The 17,947-nt window shown below is 71.8% G+C and carries 16 protein-coding genes; 7 read left to right on the forward strand and 9 right to left on the reverse strand.

Going from position 1 to position 17,947, the window contains the following annotated elements:
• Nucleotides 1-92 precede the first annotated feature (92 nt).
• Nucleotides 93-914, forward strand: a complete 822-nt coding sequence (locus AC5020_RS13000; protein ID WP_464988606.1) for a hypothetical protein — start codon at nt 93-95, stop codon at nt 912-914.
• A 9-nt stretch (nt 915-923) separates the two neighbouring features.
• Here the strand turns inward: AC5020_RS13000 and AC5020_RS13005 are convergent, their stop codons facing one another.
• The 3 genes from AC5020_RS13005 to AC5020_RS13015 are packed head-to-tail and all read right to left on the reverse strand — an operon-like array spanning nt 924 to nt 5,153.
• Nucleotides 924-1,751: an HAD hydrolase family protein gene (locus AC5020_RS13005; protein WP_464988607.1), complete on the reverse strand. Its 828-nt coding sequence runs from the start codon at nt 1,749-1,751 to the stop codon at nt 924-926.
• Between the two features lie 52 nt (nt 1,752-1,803).
• A complete protein-coding gene (locus AC5020_RS13010; protein WP_494564439.1) occupies nt 1,804-2,706 on the reverse strand; it encodes a putative RNA methyltransferase in 903 nt (300 codons plus the stop codon).
• Nucleotides 2,707-2,726: 20 nt separating this feature from the next.
• Nucleotides 2,727-5,153 (reverse strand): ATP-binding cassette domain-containing protein, encoded by a 2,427-nt coding sequence (locus AC5020_RS13015; protein ID WP_464988609.1) that lies wholly within the window; start codon nt 5,151-5,153, stop codon nt 2,727-2,729.
• 134 nt (nt 5,154-5,287) lie between these two features.
• Here AC5020_RS13015 and AC5020_RS13020 point away from each other — a divergent pair, with 134 nt between their 5' ends.
• A complete protein-coding gene (locus tag AC5020_RS13020; protein ID WP_464988610.1) occupies nt 5,288-6,085 on the forward strand; it encodes a MerR family transcriptional regulator in 798 nt (265 codons plus the stop codon).
• A complete protein-coding gene (locus AC5020_RS13025; RefSeq protein WP_464988611.1) occupies nt 6,082-7,527 on the forward strand; it encodes a mycothione reductase in 1,446 nt (481 codons plus the stop codon). The genes AC5020_RS13020 and AC5020_RS13025 overlap by 4 nt, the downstream gene beginning before the upstream one ends.
• 58 nt (nt 7,528-7,585) lie before the next feature.
• On the opposite strand, the gene AC5020_RS13030 is transcribed toward AC5020_RS13025, so the two are convergent.
• The gene (locus AC5020_RS13030) at nt 7,586-9,133 is read right to left on the reverse strand and encodes an LCP family protein (RefSeq protein WP_464988612.1); all 1,548 of its coding nucleotides are present in this window, start codon (nt 9,131-9,133) and stop codon (nt 7,586-7,588) included.
• Nucleotides 9,134-10,503: 1,370 nt separating this feature from the next.
• Between AC5020_RS13030 and AC5020_RS13035 the strand changes: the two genes are divergently transcribed.
• Both AC5020_RS13035 and galE read left to right on the forward strand, forming a co-directional pair.
• Nucleotides 10,504-11,991, forward strand: coding sequence for a GuaB1 family IMP dehydrogenase-related protein (locus AC5020_RS13035; RefSeq protein WP_377794208.1), 1,488 nt, complete (start codon nt 10,504-10,506; stop codon nt 11,989-11,991).
• A 16-nt stretch (nt 11,992-12,007) separates the two neighbouring features.
• On the forward strand, nt 12,008-13,006 hold the full coding sequence (gene galE, locus AC5020_RS13040) for a UDP-glucose 4-epimerase GalE (RefSeq protein WP_377794207.1): 999 nt from the start codon (nt 12,008-12,010) through the stop codon (nt 13,004-13,006).
• Nucleotides 13,007-13,130: 124 nt separating this feature from the next.
• Here the strand turns inward: galE and ilvA are convergent, their stop codons facing one another.
• From ilvA to AC5020_RS13055, 3 genes are read right to left on the reverse strand one after another with little or no spacing between them, the layout of a single operon-like run.
• Nucleotides 13,131-14,480, reverse strand: coding sequence for a threonine ammonia-lyase IlvA (gene ilvA / locus AC5020_RS13045; RefSeq protein WP_464988613.1), 1,350 nt, complete (start codon nt 14,478-14,480; stop codon nt 13,131-13,133).
• Nucleotides 14,477-14,974: a 2-C-methyl-D-erythritol 2,4-cyclodiphosphate synthase gene (gene ispF, locus AC5020_RS13050; protein ID WP_377020266.1), complete on the reverse strand. Its 498-nt coding sequence runs from the start codon at nt 14,972-14,974 to the stop codon at nt 14,477-14,479. The genes ilvA and ispF overlap by 4 nt, the downstream gene beginning before the upstream one ends.
• Nucleotides 14,971-15,270: a PTS sugar transporter subunit IIB gene (locus tag AC5020_RS13055; RefSeq protein WP_377020267.1), complete on the reverse strand. Its 300-nt coding sequence runs from the start codon at nt 15,268-15,270 to the stop codon at nt 14,971-14,973. Before AC5020_RS13055 ends, ispF begins: the two co-directional genes overlap by 4 nt.
• 148 nt (nt 15,271-15,418) lie before the next feature.
• On the opposite strand from AC5020_RS13055, the gene AC5020_RS13060 reads away from it, so the two are divergent.
• Together AC5020_RS13060 and AC5020_RS13065 are read left to right on the forward strand one after the other, a co-directional pair.
• Nucleotides 15,419-16,171, forward strand: coding sequence for an IspD/TarI family cytidylyltransferase (locus AC5020_RS13060; protein WP_377020268.1), 753 nt, complete (start codon nt 15,419-15,421; stop codon nt 16,169-16,171).
• A 10-nt stretch (nt 16,172-16,181) separates the two neighbouring features.
• On the forward strand, nt 16,182-16,493 hold the full coding sequence (locus AC5020_RS13065) for a hypothetical protein (RefSeq protein ID WP_377020269.1): 312 nt from the start codon (nt 16,182-16,184) through the stop codon (nt 16,491-16,493).
• 138 nt (nt 16,494-16,631) lie between these two features.
• Here AC5020_RS13065 and AC5020_RS13070 read toward each other — a convergent pair whose 3' ends face one another.
• Together AC5020_RS13070 and AC5020_RS13075 are read right to left on the reverse strand one after the other, a co-directional pair.
• Complete coding sequence (locus tag AC5020_RS13070; protein WP_464988614.1) at nt 16,632-17,411, reverse strand: IspD/TarI family cytidylyltransferase; 780 nt, start codon at nt 17,409-17,411, stop codon at nt 16,632-16,634.
• Nucleotides 17,412-17,425: 14 nt separating this feature from the next.
• Nucleotides 17,426-17,908: a CarD family transcriptional regulator gene (locus AC5020_RS13075; protein ID WP_377020271.1), complete on the reverse strand. Its 483-nt coding sequence runs from the start codon at nt 17,906-17,908 to the stop codon at nt 17,426-17,428.
• Nucleotides 17,909-17,947 lie beyond the last annotated feature (39 nt).

The following is a 17,947-nucleotide window of genomic DNA, read 5'->3' on the forward strand; positions in this document are numbered from 1 at the left end:
CACGGCCCCGTACCACCTGGTGGTACGGGGCCGATCTCGTCCCGGCGGTCGGGGTACGGGGATCTCCCGGGCGGTCCCGGTACCGTGTGCGGGTGTCTTCCGCACGTGATCTTCTCGCCGCCCTTCTGCTGACCCTCGCCACCGTCCTCGGTGCCCTCTGGCTGCCCGGCGTGTGGCTCCATGAGCACGTCATCGACCAGGAGGGCTTCCTCGACGTCGCCCAGCCGCTCGCGGAGGATCCCGAGGTCCAGCGCACCCTCTCGGACAGCGCGGTGGAGACGCTGCTGGACGATGATCGGATCCCCGGCTGGGTCGCGGACCAGGTCGCTCCCATCGCCCAGGAGCAGGCCCCGAGGATCACCGGCACCGACATGTACGCGACCCTCTGGGACGAGACCATGGCGGACCTGCACGAGGCCCTGTTCACGCCGGGCGAGGACGCGCTCGGCGTCGACCTCGGCCCCGTGATCGACGAGCTCCTGGTCTCCGTCGAAGAGGTCATCCCGTTCGATATCCCGCGGCCCGACGATGCCACCGTCACGCTCGCGACCATCCCGGACGTGCCGCTGCTGAACCAGGCAGCGACCCTCGCGCCCTGGACCCCCTGGATGGGACCGGCAGCCCTCGCCCTCGCCGTCCTCGCTCTGGCGATCGCCGCGCACCGCCGCTCGTTCCTGGTCCTGGCGGGCATCGCCGGGATCCTGGCGGGCGCGCTGACGTGCCTGCTGGCTGATCAGATCGGCACCGTGGTCCCGGACTCCGTGGACCGGGCGGATTTCATCGGTCCCATCGTCCAGGCCTTCGAGGTCCGTTTCGCGGCCGACCTGATGCCCCAGGGCGTGATCCTGCTCGGCGTCGGTGCCCTGGTGGCAGCCGCGGGACTGGTCCTGGTCGGCCTCCGCCGCCGCAGCTGACCCCGTGCCTCAGAGCAGCCCGAGGCGCTCGAAGGCGATCAGTACACCGTGCTCGGCGGGGCCGGGCACCTCCAGATCTGCTGCCTCGCGCAGCGCAGCCGGTGCTCCGTGGATCACGACGCCCGTCCCGGCGGCTCGCACCATCCCCAGGTCGTTCATCCCGTCCCCGATCCCGACCGTCGCGGTGAGGTCGATGCCGAGGTGCCCGGCCACCTGGCGGACGCCGTCGGCCTTGTCGATCTCCCGCAGGTGCAGCTCCCCGGAGCTGGTGTCGTCCTGCGCGATCGAGTTCGGCAGCGCCCCGACCTCCGGGCCGATCTCCTCGGCGAGCTGTTCGACCCGGACCGGCGAGCCCCACAGCGAGATCTTCGCGAAGGAGCACGACGCGAGGTCCGCGGGCGTCCGCGCGGCGTCCACGATGTCCTGAGGGCCGCGGCCGACACCGCCGGCGAGACCGGGCTGCGGGGAGCCGACGCCGGCGCGGATCCGTGCTGCGGTCTCGGGCGTGCAGTACAGCGCTTCGGGGGCCTCGAGGGCGAAGGCCACGCCGTGCCCCTCCAGGATCTCCACGGAGCGACGGCCGAGCTCCTGGGGGAAGCGTGTATCGCGCAGGACGTCCGTGCCCACTCGGACGTACGCCCCCGCGGACGCGACCACCCCGTCGAAGAGCTCGGCGACGTCGGGCGCGACGATGGAGGCGGGCCGCCCGGTGCACAGCAGCACCGTGTGTCCGGCCGAGCGGGCACGGCGGACGGCGTCGGCATGCTGGGGCGGGGCGACGCCGTGAGCGGCGAAGGTGCCGTCGAAGTCGATGAAGACGCAGTGTCGTGCGGGCATGGATCCTCCGGTGCGGGGTGCGGGGTGCGGGGTGCGGGGTGCGGGGTGCGGATCAGCGCGGGCGGTGCACACTGATCAGCACGGAGACGGTGACCGGCGGCGGTGAGGCCGGGTCGAGACGGGCGAGGGCAGCATCCAGATCGGCGACCTCGAGGTGCCGGGCGCTCGGGGTCATCCAGGCCAGGTCCCGGGCGGTCTCCGCGGACAGGAACAGGTCGACGTGGAGCTCGCGCCGGGCGGTCTCCGCGAAGTGCGGATCCAACGCGGCGTGCAGCCGCTCCTCCTTGTGGGGATCGACGGCGACCATGCCGGGGACCAGGTCGCGCAGCTGGGCGAGGTGCCCCTCGAGCGGCCGCACCACGATCAGGCTCCCGCCGGGGCGCAGCACGCGCGCGAACTCGGTGGGGTTGCGCGGGGCGAAGGCATCCAACAGCAGGTCGGCACAGCCGTCGGCGAGGGGGAGCGGGGCGAACACGTCAGCGCTGCAGACCGCCGCGCGGTCATGGCTGCGAGCGGCGAAGCGCAGTGAGCGGACGGAGGTGTCGAAGCCCAGCCCGCGAGCGGCGGGGAAGCGATCCAGGAGCCCGGCGAGGTAGTAGCCGGGCCCGCATCCGGCATCGAGGATGGTCGGGGCCGGGCTGCTGCTGCGGGGTGCGTCCGCGGCCAGGTCCGGGACGTGTGACTCGGCGAGGTCACCGATCGCCTCGAGAAGGGGAGCGTAGGCCCCGGTGGCCAGGAACCGCTGTCTGGCCCGGGCCATCTCGTCGTCGTCCCCGCTGGTGGCGCCGCTGCCGCTCAGCAGTGAGACGTAGCCGGCGCGAGCGAGGTCGAAGGTGTGCCCGTGGCTGCAGCGCAGCATGTTCTGCGAGGCCTGCAGGGCGCCTCCGCAGGCGGGGCAGCGCAGCGCATCGAGGAGCCCTGCCAGGGCGGAGGGGACGGCGGTCGGCACCCACATAGAGTACGTGCCGTCGGCCCTCAGGCCTCAGCCCCCTCCACGGCGGCGGTCGCGTGCTTTCCGGCCGAGGAGATGTATTCCCGCAGATGCTGGCCGGTCAGCGTCGAGGCATCCGCGACCAGCTGCGCCGGAGTGCCCTCGAAGACGACCTCGCCGCCTTCGACGCCGGCTCCCGGTCCCAGGTCGATGATCCAGTCCGCGTGCGCCATCACGGCCTGATGGTGCTCGATCACGATGACGGTCTTCCCGGTCTCGACCAGCCTGTCCAGCAGGGCCAGCAGATTGCCCACGTCGGCCAGATGCAGCCCCGTGGTCGGTTCGTCGAGGACGAAGACACCACCCTTGTCGCCCATGTGGGTGGCGAGCTTGAGCCGCTGGCGCTCGCCTCCGGAGAGCGTCGTCAGCGGCTGCCCGATCGTGAGATACCCGAGCCCGACATCGCTCATGTGCCCCAGCAGCTTCGCCGCGGTCGGCACCTTCGACTCCGGGGCGGAGAAGAACTCCCGGGCCTCGTCCACCGACATCAGCAGCACGTCGGCGATGTTCGTCCCGCCGAGCGTGTACTCGAGCACGGCCGCCTGGAACCGCCTGCCCTCGCACTCCTCGCACGGGGTCGTGACCGTCTCCATGAAGCCGAGCTCGGTGAAGATCACGCCCGCGCCCTTGCAGACCGGGCAGGCCCCCTCCGAGTTGTTGGAGAACAGGGCGGGCTTCACGCCATTTGCTTTGGCGAAGGCCTTCCGGATGGGCTCGAGCAGCCCGGTGTAGGTCGCCGGGTTGGAGCGGCGGGAGCCGCGGATGGCGGATTGGTCGACGACGGTGACGTCGGCCCCGCGCGGCAGGCTGCCGTGGACCAGTGAGCTCTTGCCCGACCCGGCGACCCCGGTGATGACGCTGAGCACCCCCAGCGGGATGTCGACGTCGACGTCGCGGAGGTTGTGGTGGCTCGCGCCGCGGATCTCGATCGCCCCGCTCCGCTCGCGCACCTGCTCTTTCAGAGCGACGCGCCGGTCGAGGTGGCGGCCGGTCAGGGTGGCGGAGGCGCGCAGGCCCTCCACGTCCCCTTCGTACTGAAGCCGGCCGCCCTCGGCGCCGGCGCGGGGGCCGAGGTCGACGACGTGGTCGGCGATCGCGATGGTCTCCGGCTTGTGCTCGACGACCAGCACGGTGTTGCCCTTGTCGCGCAGCGCGAGCAGCAGCTGGTTCATGGTGGCGATGTCGTGGGGATGCAGACCGATGGTGGGCTCATCGAACACGTAGGTGACGTCGGTCAGCGCCGAGCCGAGGTGGCGGATCATCTTGGTGCGCTGGGACTCGCCGCCCGAGAGCGTGCCGGAGGGGCGGTCCAGGGACAGGTACCCCAGCCCGATCATGACGAACGACTCCAGCAGGGCCGAGAGATTGCTCAGCAGCGGCGCGACCGTCGGCCCGCTGTGCCGCTCGCGCAAGGACTCGACCCAGCCCGCCAGATCGGTGATCTGCAGGGCGCTCGCGTCGGCGATGGAGACTCCGTCGATGGTGGAGGTGCGCGCGTGCTCCGCCAGACGCGTGCCCTCGCAGTCCGGGCAGACGATGAACTTCACGGCACGGTCCACGAACGCGCGCACATGGGGCTGCATGGACTCGCGATCCTTGTTCAGCATGGATTTCTGGATCTTCGGGATCAGACCCTCGTAGGTCATGTTCATCCCGTCGATCGAGATCTTCGTCGGCTCCTTGTACAGGAAGTCGTGCATTTGGCGCTTGGTGAAGGACTTGATCGGCTGATCCGACGGATAGAAACCGGAGGAGGCGAAGATCTTCACGTACCAGCCGCCCGCGGAATAGTTGGGGATCGTGAAGGGTCCCTCGTCCAGTGACTTGTTCTCGTCGTACAGCTCGGCGAGGTCGACGTCGGAGATCTGTCCCATGCCCTCGCAGCGCGGGCACATCCCGCCCACCCTGGAGTAGCTCGCCTTCTGGGCGATCGTCTTCTCGCCCTTGTCGACGGTGACCGCGCCGGCGCCGCTGACGCTCGGCACGTTGAAGGAGTAGGCGCCCGGTCCCCCGACATGCGGCTCGGCGAGCTTGGAGAACAAGGTGCGCAGGTAGGCGCCCGCATCGGTGACGGTGCCGACGGTGGAGCGCACGTTGGCGCCCATCCGCTCTTGATCCACGATGATCGCCGTGGTGAGGTTCTGGAGCTCGTCGACATCCGGACGGGCGAGGGAGGGCATGAAGCCCTGCACGAAGGAGCTGTAGGTCTCGTTGATCATCCGCTGCGACTCCGCGGCGATCGTGCCGAAGACCAGCGAGCTCTTCCCGGAGCCGGAGACCCCGGAGAAGACGGTCAGCCGGCGCTTGGGGATGTCGAGCGAGACGTCGCGGAGGTTGTTCTCCCGGGCACCGCGCACCCGGATCGCATCGTGGGCATCGGCAGGCGGCTGGTGCGGCGAGGGGGCGGTCATCGGTTCCTCCAGGGCGTCGAGATCGTGCGGCCGGTCCGGGTCCTGCGGTCCTCCAGCCTATCCTTGAAGAGCCGGTTGAGACCTGGTAGCCGGTGGCGCAGCCACGGGCACGAAAATCCTCAAAGGAGGTCGAGATGCGGCCCATCGACCTGGCCCGTGAGCACGGGCTGTCGTCGCAAGCGGTGCGCAACTACGAGCAGGCCGGCGCCCTGCCGCCCGCGGAGCGCACCGCCTCCGGCCACCGGGTCTACACCGCCCGGCATGCGGCGGCGCTGCGGGCGTTCCTCACCCTCGTGCAGGCGAGCGGCCACCGGCCGGCGCTGGAGATCATGACGGCACTGCACGCCGACGACGTCGAGCGGGCACTGGCGCTGCTCGACGGCGCGCATGCCCAGCTGCTGCGGGACCGCTCCACCCTCGACACGGTCGCACAGGCGGCCGGCGCTCTCACCGGCGAGGGCGACACCGCGGAAGCCGCCGGGTCGACGTCGGCGCGCGGCGCGGGGACGCGCGGCACCGGCACCGGCGACACCCGGGCGGGAGGCGTCGCCCGGCTCCGGGACGCCCCGGGGCGCGATCTGCGCATCGGTGAGCTCGCGGCCCGGCTCGAGATCTCTCCGGCCACCCTGCGGGCGTGGGAGGACCAGGGACTGATCGCCCCGCCTCGCGAGCGGGCCAGCGGCCAGCGGCTGTATCCGCCGGCGCAGGTGCGCGACGCCGAGCTCGTCCACCTGCTGCGCCGCGCGGGCCACCGGCTGGAGGACATCGCCCTCGTCCTCGACCAGGTGCGCAGCATGGGGGAGACCTCATCGGTTCGCACCGCCCTGGAGGCCTCCCGCCGGCAGGTCACGGCGCGAGGCCTCGCCCTGCTCGAGGCGTCCGCCGCACTGGCCGCCTACGTCCGCCCGGAGGCGACTAGCCTGAGACGGTGACCGATGAGCAGACGCACGATGAGCCCACCCATTACGACATCGCCCTGATCGGGTCGGGCTCGGCCAATTCGTTCCCCGGCCCCGAGTTCGCCGATCGTCGCATCGTGCAGATCGACCGCGGAGTGGGCCCGGACCACGTGTTCGGCGGAACCTGCCTGAACGTGGGCTGCATCCCCACCAAGATGTTCGTCCACACCGCGAACCTCGCCCACGTGCCCGCCGAATCCGGCCGCTTCGGCCTGACCGAGCAGCTGCGCCACGTGGACTGGCGCGCCATCCGCGACCGCATCTTCGGGCGCATCGACCCGATCACCGCGGGCGGGGAGGCGTACCGCCGTGATCACGAGGACAACTCCAACCTCACATTGATCCGCGGCACCGCCACCTTCACCGGTCCCAAGACCCTCTCCGTCCTCGACCGCGACGGCGGCACCCGCACCATCACCGCGGACGACATCATCCTCGGCGCCGGGTCGCGCCCGATCCTGCCCCCGATCGACGGCCTCGAGGACGCTGAGCCCCACACGTCGGACACCATCATGCGCATCGAGGAGCTGCCCGCCTCCCTCGCGATCCTCGGCTCCGGCGTGATCGCCGTGGAGATGGCGCACGTGTTCGCCTCCCTCGGCGTCGAGGTCACCCTCATCGCCCGCTCCGAGCAGGTGCTGCGGGCGGCCGACGCCGACGTCTCGGCGCGGATCACCCAGATCCTCGGCGGTCGACTGACGCTGCACACGCGACTGTCGACCACGTCGGTCCATCGCACCGACGAGGGGGTGCAGCTGCGCGGCCAGCGCGACGGAGAGGAGATCGTGGTCCGCGCCGAGGAGCTGCTGGTCGCCACCGGGCGCCGCCCGAACTCCGATCTGCTGGACGTCGCCGCCGCCGGCATCGACACCACCGCCGACGGTCGCGTGCTGGTCGACGCGCATCAGCGCGTCCTCGGCGGCGGCGAGGTGCTCGAGGGGATGTGGGCGCTGGGAGACCTCTCCAGCCCCCACCAGCTCAAGCACGTCGCCAACCACGAGCAGCGCATCGTCCGGCACAACCTCGCCCACCCCGAACAGCTGCGCCGCTCGGACACCATGCCGGTGCCCAGCGGGGTGTTCACCCATCCGCAGATCGCGTGGGTCGGGATGGACGAGGCCGCGGCGCGGGCCGACGGGCGGGACGTGAAGGTCGCCGTCCAGGAGTACGCCTCGATCGCCTACGGCTGGGCCATGGAGGACACCACCGGTTTCGCCAAGATCATCGCCGACGCCGAGACCACCGAGATCCTCGGCGCCCACATCATCGGCCCCGAGGCCACCACGCTGATCCAGCTGCTGATCCAGGCCATGAGCACCGGCCAGACCGCCCGGGACATCGCCACCACGCAGTACTGGATCCATCCGGCGATGCCGGAGCTGGTCGAGAACGCGCTGCTGCAGCTGGTGGACTGACCCGGCGGCGGGCCCCGGCCCGGTCGCCGGCCCGCCGCCGGGAGCCGGCGAGAAGTGCTCAGCCCTGTTCGGCGCCGGGGAGGCAGGACTTCAGCGGATCCTGTTCGATCTCGGGCGCCTTCTGCGACGAGTCCCCGGAGCCCTCGCTCGGCGTGGAGGACTCGTCGGTCGGTTCGGCCTCGGTGGTCTCCTCCTGCGAGGGAGTCTCCTCGGCGGGCGAGTCGCCCTCGTCGGTGCCGGCCTCGCCCTCGGGCGGGGCACCGGTCTCGGCGGGCTCGTCCGAGCCGGGCTCGGTCTCGCCGATCACGGATTCCGGCGGATCCTGCTTCATGGAGTCCTCGATCGAGGCGTCGACCCAGTCCTCGAGGTAGTCCCAGTCGGCGTCGTAGGACGGTGTGACGTCCTGTGTGATCGGGTAGGAGGTGAACCCGCCCTCCTTGACCCGCAGGGCGAGATCGATGAAGGCGTCCAGGTTCGAGACGGGGATGTCCGTCTGGATGTTCTCCTCGGTCGCGTTGACCAGCTTCGGGATGGACATGGCGACCGTCGCGGGGTCGGCCTCCTCGGTGACCGCGCGCACGATGCGCTGCTGGCGGCACATGCGGTTGAAGTCGTTCGACCCCTCGCGGGAGCGTGCGTACCACAGCGCGTGGTAGCCGTCGAGCTCCTGCTCGCCGGGCTCGATGTATCCGGAGATGGGGCCGGCGCCGCCGCCGATGGGGATGCGGCGCTCGACGACCATCTCCACGCCGCCCAGGGCGTTGACGAGGTCCTCGAAGCCCTGGAGGTTCACCATCGCGTAGTAGTCGGTCTCCAGGCCGAGGGTCTCCTCGACCGCCCACGTGGTCGCCGTCAGCCCCGGGTTCGGGTCGTCCGGGAAGAGATCCGGACGGTCCTCCGCCCAGGTCCACACGGCGTTGATGAGGTTCTGCTGCGGCCCGAAGTAGTCGAAGCCGTCGGGGAACACCTCGGCCGCCGCCGTGCCCTCGGGGAACTCGACGCTCTCGAGGTTGCGGGGGATGGAGAACAGGGCCGTCTGCCCCGTCTTGGTGTCGATCGAGGCGACCATGAGCGTGTCCGGACGGGTCCCGGTGCGATCCGCACCGGCATCCTGCCCGAGCAGGAGGATGTTGACCCGTTCCTTGCCCGCCCAGGGATCCTTGCCGTCGGCCAGCGGATTGTCCCCGTTGCGCCCCCCGAACACCGTGTCGGACCCGAGCAGCCCCTGGTACGCCCACAGCGACTGGACGCCCCGACCGAACGGGACGGCGACGGCCACCACCATCAGTGCGGCGAGACCGAGGGCGACGAAGTGCTTGGCCCCGGCCAGACGCTGCTCGGTGGAGTGGGCGAGGTTCGCCAGCACGATCTGCAGGCCCCAGACGAGCCCGACGACCACGACCGTGACCATGGCCCCGATCAGCAGGCCGCGGTTGGTGATCAGCATCATGGCGTTGCGCAGCGGATCGCCCACCTGCATGAACGCCACGACGGATACGAGCGCGAGAGCGAGCAGCGCCAGGAGCACCCAGCCCAGCCGGCGCATCCGCGTGGTCAGCAGGCCCGCCCCGGGAAGGATGGAGGTCAGGACGGTCCAGAACGCCACCTTCGGCAGCGACCCGGAGTCGGCGTCCGGGGCGCCCTCGCCGTCCGCGTCGCGTCGGGTGCGCAGGGGGCGCCGACCGTCGGCATCCGCGGCGCCCTCGGAGGGGACCGCGGAGGACGCAGGATCGTCGGAGTCGCCGCCGGATGAGGGGGCACCGGGGCCGGCGGACGAGGCGGGACCACCGGGGGACGCAGGACCGTCGACGGCGGACGTCGGTCCCGCGGCCGCAGCCGCCTGCTGCCCCTCCGGGGCAACCGGTGCAGAGGGGACGGACGGTGCGGACTGCGCCGAGACGGGCGTCGTGCGTCCCGGGACGACGGTCGGGCCGCGCCCGCTCGAGTCGGGTTCGCCGCGCCGGTTCTGGCGCGCGGACTGCCCGCTGGACGAGTCCTCCGCCGTAGGGGCCTCGTCCGCCGGGCGCGATCCTGAGGGGAACGTCCGCGCCTGCGAGTAGTCCCGCGCGGCATCTCGCCGTTCGGCACCGAGGCCTTCGCTGGCACCCGGGGCGCCGGATCCGGCGCTGCTATCGGGGGTGATGGGCGGCGACGCGCCGGCGCCGGGCGCGAGAGGCTCGGCGGGGGATCGGGGAGCGTGCTCGCTCGACCACGCGTCGGGCTCCGGAGAGCCCTCGGCGGCGGACCAGGCATCGTGCTCCGACGTGGACGACGCCGACGATGCGGAACCAGCGGAGGACCAGGCGTCGTGCTCGCCGGCGGACGCGGGCCCGGCGGCGTCAGCCGAGCCGGCCGCGCCAGCGGCTCCGGCGGCTCCGGCCGCGGCAGATCCCTGGAGCGGGAAGGCGGCACGGCGACCACGGGCACGTCTCGGCGCGGATCCGGTCGGCGACTGCGGCTCGCCGGACGGCTGCCTTCCGACCGGCGACGACGGCGACTGCGAGCCGGGCGGCGGCTGCGCGCCACCCGAGTGCGGCTCGGCGGAGGGCTGCTCTCCGCCGGAGGACCGAGAGCCGGAGGACTGAGAGGCTGCGGTCTCCTCCGAACCGCCCGCGGGGGAATCGGGGAGGTCAGTGGCCGGCAGCTGCGCCGTGGGGGGCTCGGCCGCCGATGCGGGCTCTGCAGAGCCTCCGGAGGCCGGGGTCCCGCCGATCCACGTGCGCTTGGGTTTGCGGGCGCCGAAGGCGGCGTCACGATTCCTCTGCGCCTGGTCCGGCGGCAGGCTCGGGGAGTCGGCACGTCGGGCCGGATCTTGGTGTCTGCCGGACCGACGGCGCCGGCGCCGGGGGGCCGAGGGCGGGTCCGTCATGCACTACATCCTAGGTTCACGGCGTCGGATCCTCTCGCATGTCGCTGTGAGAACGTCGTGGAGGTCATGTGCAATATCCATCCGGGGTGCAACCGTATCCTGGTCCCATGCGCCTGATCCACACCCCGACGACGGACCTGACCTACGACGACTGCTTCTTCCTGCCGGCTCGTTCCGCGGTCACCTCCCGTTCCGACGTCGACCTCAGCAGCGACGACGGCACCGGCACCACCATCCCGCTGGTGGCCGCGAACATGACCGCCGTGACCGGCCGCCGGATGGCCGAGGTCATGGCACGGCGCGGCGGCCTCGCCGTGCTCCCGCAGGATCTCTCGCCGGAGCGGATCGACTCGATCGTGCGCTCGGTGAAGCAGCGAGACCTGCTCGTCGACCACCCACTCACGCTCACGGCGGACGGCACCCTGGGTCAGGCCGCGGAGCTGCTGCTCAAGCGCCCGCACCCCATCGTCGTCGTGGTCGATGAGCACCACCGCCCCCTCGGCGCCGTCTCCGCGGAGGAGATCGCCGGACGCGACTCCTTCGCCGCCGTGGGCGACGTGCTCAGCGAGGACGTTCCCATCCTCGGGACGGCGGACCTCGCCGTCGAACCCGCCGCACTGCACGGACGGATCGCCGCCACCCACCACGACGCCGCCATCGTCGTGGACGACGCACCCGGCCGGAGCGAAGGCGGAGGTGCCGGTGTGCTGCGGGGCGTCCTGACCGCCACCAGCGTGCTGCGCTCGACGATCTACCGCCCCGCCACCGACGACGCGGGCCGGCTGCGCATCGCCGTCGCCGTCGGCATCAACGCCGACGTCGCCACGCGGGTCCGCGACCTGGTCGATGCCGGCGTCGACGTGATCGTGCTGGACACGGCCCACGGCCATCAGGACCGCATGCTCGAGGCCCTGCGCAGCGCCCGCGGCGTGCTCGGGGACAGCGGGAGCACGCCCGTGCGCCTGGTCGCCGGGAACGTGGTCACTGCCGAGGGCACGCGCGAGCTGATCGAGGCCGGCGCGGACATCGTCAAGGTCGGTGTCGGTCCAGGCGCGATGTGCACCACCCGCATGATGACCGGCGTCGGCCGCCCGCAGTTCTCCGCAGTCCTCGAGTGCGCCGCCGAGGCCGAGCGGCTCGGCGGCCACGTGTGGGCCGACGGCGGGGTCCGCCACCCCCGTGACGTGGCGCTCGCGCTGGCGGCGGGCGCCTCCAACGTGATGATCGGCTCCTGGTTCGCCGGGACCTTCGAGTCCCCGGGCCAGATGCGCACCGACGAGAGCGGCCGCCGTTTCAAGGAGAGCTTCGGCATGGCCTCCAAGCGAGCCGTCTCCCATCGCACGGCCCACGAGGACGCCTTCGCCCGCGCCCGCAAGGGCCTGTTCGAGGAGGGCATCTCCACCTCCCGCATGTACCTCGCCGACGGTAGGGGAGGAGTGGAGGACCTGATCGACGAGATCACCGCCGGCGTGCGCTCCTCCTACACCTACGCGGGGGCCCGCACCACGGCCGAGTTCCGCGAGCGCGCCGTGATCGGGCTGCAGAGCGCCGCAGGCTATGCGGAGGGCCGGCCTGTCGCGGCGTCCTGGAGCTGAGCGCTAGGCTTCGACCATGACGACTCTCGTGATCGGTGGCGCCGGGTACATCGGATCGCACGTGGTGCGACTCCTCGTCGAACGAGGGGAGACGGTGGTCGTGGTCGACAACCTCTCCACCGGGATCGAGCAGCGCACCGAGGGTGCCGAGCTGCTCGAGCTCGACATCACCGCACCCGACGCCAGCGAGAAGCTCGCCTTCCAGCTGCGGGCCTCCGGCGCGGACTCGGTGATCCACTTCGCCGCGCACAAGCAGGTCGGCGAATCCGTCGAGAAGCCCGAGATGTACTGGCACGACAACATCGGCGGTCTCGCCAACGTGCTGGCCGCCTGCGCGAGCGCCGAGGTGCGCGACGTCGTCTTCTCCTCCTCCGCCGCGGTCTACGGGATGCCCGACGTGGACCTCGTGACCGAGGAGCTCGAACCCCGGCCCATCAACCCCTACGGCGCGACCAAGTACGTCGGTGAATGGATGCTGGCCGACGCCGAACGCGCCCACGGGATGCGCACCGTGGCGCTGCGCTACTTCAACGTCGCCGGCGCCGGCTGGCCCGAGCTGGCCGACACCGCTGTGATGAACCTGGTGCCGATCGTCCTGGACCGCCTCGAGCAGGGGAAGGCGCCCGTGGTCTTCGGCGACGACTACGACACCCCCGACGGCACCTGCATCCGGGACTACGTACACGTCCTGGACCTCGCCCACGCCCACATCGCTGCGCTGGACTACCTGCGCGGCGAGGATCGCCCCCACCGGGTGTTCAACGTCGGCACCGGCGAGGGCTCCAGCGTGCTGGAGGTCATCGACGCCATCGCCCGCGCCAAGGGTATCGAGATCACGCCCGAGATCGGTGAGCGCCGCCCCGGGGACCCCGCCCGCCTGATCTGCTCCGGGGACCGCATCGCCCAGCACCTCGGGTGGAAGTCCGAGCACGGGCTCGATGACATCGTCCGCTCGGCTGTCGAGGCTCGCTCCGCGACCGTGGAGCCCGACGTCGAGGCGTACCCAGGGGCCTGACCGCACATCCCCTCGGAGCCTGAGTCCGCTCGTCCAGAGACCTGACGGTGCCCACGCCGGCAGCCCATCCGCAGCCACCGCCCCGTCGGCGGATCGGCCATGCACGAGTGCTCAGGACGGGTGCTCAGGTGAGGTAGCGGTAGATCGGCTCGCTGGGGTCGATCCGTTCGATGTGCAGGTTCGAGGCCGCCATGCGAGACATCAGCGGTTCGAGGTCCGTGCGCTCGCCAATCTCGATCCCCACCAGCGCCGGCCCCTCCTCGCGGTTGTTGCGCTTGATGTAGTCGAACAGCACGATGTCGTCGTGGGGGCCGAGCACCCGGTCCAGGAAACGGCGCAGCGCCCCCGGCTCCTGGGGGAACGTGACCAGGAAGTAGTGCTTGAGGCCCTCGTGGACCAGGGAGCGCTCGACGACTTCGTGGTACCGGGAGACGTCGTTGTTGCCGCCCGAGAGGATGACGATGATGTCGCCGGTGCCCTCCGACGCGGCGTCGGCCGGCTCGCCGTCCACCTGACCTGTGCCGCCCTGTCGTGCGGTCGCTCCGGTTCCCCCGATCGCACCGGTGGACACGGCGGTCGCGGCCAGCGCTCCGGCGGGCTCGGCGATGATGCCGTCGACCTGATAGAGCTCGAGCATCTCGGTGCAGACGGCGCCCTCGTCGACCGTCGTCAGCTCGGGCTCGGCGGCCTGCACCATTCGCAGGGGGTCCGCGCCGACCCGGCGCACCGAGGCCCCGTCGACGAAGCGATCCATGTCCTGCAGGGTCACGGGGTGACCGGCCTCCAGCGCGGCGGCCATGGACGCCGCCCCGGCGGGTTCGACGCCGAGCATCCGCACTGACGGGGCGCGCTCGCGCAGCCAGGCGGCACAGCCGCCCAGCAGGCCGCCGCCGCCGACGGGGAGCACCATGGCGGCCGGCTCACGGCCGTGCTCGCTGCGCAGCTGTTGGACCGCCTCGAGCGCCACCGTGCCCTGTCCCGCCATGACCAGGGGGTCATCGAACGGCGGGACGGGGGTGGCGCCGGTGCGCTCGGCGTCCGCGGCCGCGGCCTCCGCCGCGTCGTCGAAGGTGTCGCCGATCAGCACCAGCTCGACGAGGTCACCGCCGATAGCGGTGATCCTCTCGCGCTTCTGCCGGGGTGTGGTGCCCGGGACGTAGATGCGGCCGTGGATGCCCAGGGATCGGCAGGCGTGGGCGACGCCCTGGGCATGGTTGCCCGCGCTCGCGGCCACCACGCCGGCCTCGCGGGCGGCCCGGTCGAGGGAGTCGAGGAACAGATGGGCGCCGCGCAGCTTGTACGAGCGCACCGACTGGAGATCCTCGCGCTTGAGCCACACCGGCACTCCGGCCAGATCGCTCAGCCGCTCGCTGCGCAGCAGGGGAGTGCGCCGCAGGGCCGGCTCGAGGCGCACGGCCGCGGCTTCGACGTCCTCGGCGGTCAGCGGCAGCGTCGCACCGGACGGCGCCGTCACGACTCCTCCTGAGCGGCCACCAGGGCGGTCGCCATCGCCGCCAGCCCTTCGCCGCGCCCCGTGAGGCCCAGAGCGTCCGTGGTGGTGCCTGAGACGGACACCGGAGCCCCGGCGGCCTCGCTCATCGCGGCGCAGGCCTCGTCGCGTCGGCGCGAGAGGTGCGGGCGATTGCCGATGACCTGCACCGAGACGTTGGAGACGGTGAATCCGGCCTCGCGGACCCGCCGGGCCGCCTCGGCGAGCAGACGCGCCCCCGAGGCCCCGGCCCACTCGGGCCGGTCGGTGCCGAAGTGCGCGCCCAGATCGCCGATCCCGGCTGCCGAGAAGAGCGCATCACAGGCGGCATGGCAGGCCACGTCGGCATCGGAGTGCCCGGACAGCCCGCGCTCGCCCTCCCAGTGCAGCCCCGCGACCCACAGCTCCCGCTGAGCACCCTCCGGGGCGAAGGCGTGCACATCCACGCCGATGCCCACGCGCGGCAGGCCGGGCGTCATTCCCCGCCCTGCGCGTCGATCCGGGCCAGCAGACGGTCGATGTCGTCGTAGGTGACCTGGGGGCTGGTGCCCAGCAGCAGGGGCATCCCCGACACCGTCGGGACGCCGAGAGCGGCCGGCAGATCCACGGTGCTGACGACGAGATCGGCGTGGAAATCCGCCGAGAGCAGGTCCATCACGGTCGCCTGGACGACGTGCGCGTCGCGGCCCTGGGAGGCGATGTGATCACGCACCTGCTCCGCGACGAGCGCGGAGGTGGCGATCCCCGCGCCGCACACGATGGCAATGGTGAGCATTCGATCTCCTGGACAGGTCGGAAGTGGGAGGCCGGCGGCCACGGACGACTGCGGTCCGCGGGCGTGACGGTGCCCGGGCGCCGGTCGATTCTGTCACGAGCAGGCTGAGCGGTCCACGAACGCTCCCGCGGACGTCTACGATGCCAGCGTGAATTCGTCCCGTCGCCACCGTTCCCGCCGGCGCGGCCGCGCCGCGGCAGTGGTGCTGGCCGGCGGGTCCGGCAGCCGGGTCGGCGCCGGGATCAACAAGGCCTTCCTGCCGCTGGCCGGGCGCAGCATCGCCAGCTGGGCGCTGAACACGCTGGCCACGGTCGAGGGCGTCGGGATCCTGGTGTTCGTGGTCCGGCCCGACGATCTCGAGCACGCGCGCTTCGTGGCCGGCCGCGAGACCGACGAGCCCCCCGAGATCATCACCGGCGGCGACACCCGCCAGGAGTCGGAGCTGCTGGCGCTGCGTCATCTGGCCGACCGCATCGACACCGGCGCGGTCGACACCGTCCTCATCCACGACGCGGCCCGGCCGCTGGTCTCCCACGGGCTCGCCGCCGCCGTGCTGCACGCCGCGCGGGAGAGCGGGGGAGCGGTCCCCGGGATGCCCGCCGTGGACATCGCACCCGTGGGCCGGCCCGGTCGCCTCGCCGCGGGGGACGGGTTCCGCCCGGACAGCCTGGTGCGGGTCCAGACCCCGCAGGGCTTCCACGCCGCCACGATCCTGGACGCCTACGAGGCCGCCGCCCGGGACGGCTTCGTCGGCACCGACACCGCCTCCTGCGCCGAGGCCTACACGGATACCCGCGTGACCTGGGTCCGCGGGGAGGAGACCAACTTCAAGATCACCTACGGCCAGGATCTGCTCCTGGCGCAGGACGTGGTGACCGCGCTAGGTTTGAGGACCGGGTGAGGAGGAGCTGATGTCCGTCCAGGAGAGCTTCCTGCGATGCACCGCCTGCGAGCAGGAGGCGGAGCACGTCGTCATCTATGCCGGGCGCTTCGTCTCCGAGATCCAGTGCACCGGCTGCGGAGCGCTCACGCGCCTGGACGTCTCCGACGCCTACCTTCCCGATCTCCGGCAGCGCATCTCCAGCAAGCCGGGTCGCCTCGTGCGTCGCCTGCGCAACGATCCCGGGGAGCTCGCCACCAGCCTCCCCCATCGCACGCTGTCGAAGCCGAAGCGGATGGTCGAGGAGTTCCGCACCGTCTGGCGCAGCCGACGACGAGGCTGACCACGCTGATGACGCCCGGTCCCGGCTGAGGCCGGCCGCCGCGCTGGGCCACGGCGCTGGGGGCACCGCGGGGGCACAGGTTCCCCTCGGGCGCTTCGCCGCCGCCGAAGGGATCCGATGCGCGGCCGTGCGAGCCCGTCAGGACCGTCGAGCGAGACCGTGGTGCTGCGAGGTGTCGCGCGCCAGCCCCAGGGCGATCTGCGCTCTCCACAGACTCAGCCGGTCCACGACCGCGAAGCCGGCATGGGAACCGTGGACGGTGCGCACCTCCGCCCCGTCGGCCAGGGCCGCGAGAATCTCGTCGTACGGCTCCGCGGAGGCGGCACCGGCTCCGACCCCGTCGGAATGACCCGGACGTTCCGTCTCCCCCGCGACGCGGGCCTCCGGCCTGGCCAGGGCGCGCTCGAGCGTCGCCCGGCGCAGCAGGCGCGGGCTCTGCATCGCTGCCACGCTCGAGCGGTCGATGTTGTGCAGGCCGTCGTGGTCGACGCCCTTGACGGAATCGGTCATCGCGACCACGGGGACCACGGCGTCGATGCCCGCCCCGAGCGCGGCGAGCACCTCGGTCACGACCGTCGCCGGGGTCAGGGCGCGCTCGGCATCGTGGATCAGCAGCAGGTCGTCGGTGGTCGCCGCGAGGGCGACGGAGAGGCTCGCGCGCCGGTCACCGTCGCTCGCGAGCACCTGTGCCCGGTCACCGAGGACGCGGCGCAGCGCGGGCACCGAATCGTGAGGGGCCACGACCACGGGCGAGGAGAGGCCCGCACCCTCGAGTGTGGTGAGCAGGCGTTCGATCAGCCGCGAGCCCCCGAGCATCTCCAGACAGGGCGCCACGGCCCCGTGGGAGGCGCCGGGAGCCAGTGGCGTACGGGCGAGGACGATCGGCCGCACCGGGGGCGTCGTCGGGGAATCCGGCACCGAGAAGATCCGGTTCAGGAGGCGAGGACCTCGTCGAGGATCGACTCGGCACTGGCCTCGTCGGTCTTCTCCGCGAGCGCCAGCTCGGAGACGAGGATCTGGCGCGCCTTGGCGAGCATGCGCTTCTCTCCTGCGGAGAGCCCGCGGTCCTGATCGCGGCGCCACAGGTCGCGCACGACCTCGGCCACCTTCTTCACGTCACCGGAGGCGAGCTTCTCGACGTTCGCCTTGTAACGACGGGACCAGTTGGTGGGTTCTTCGGTGTAGGGCTGGCGCAGCACCTCGAACACCTCATCGAGCCCCTGCTTGTCCACCACGTCGCGCACGCCGACCAGGTCGACGTTGTCGGCGGGGACCTCGATGGTCAGATCGCCCTGAGCGACCTTCAGCTTGAGGTAGGTACGATCCTCTCCCTTGACGATGCGGGTCTTGACCTCTTCGATGAGCGCTGCACCGTGGTGCGGGTATACGACAGTTTCGCCAACGGCAAAATTCATGTGGTGGGCCCCTTTCCGCGCATCAGTCTATCACCGGTG

It is taken from the genome of Brachybacterium sp. SYSU DS0246 (assembly GCF_059391765.1).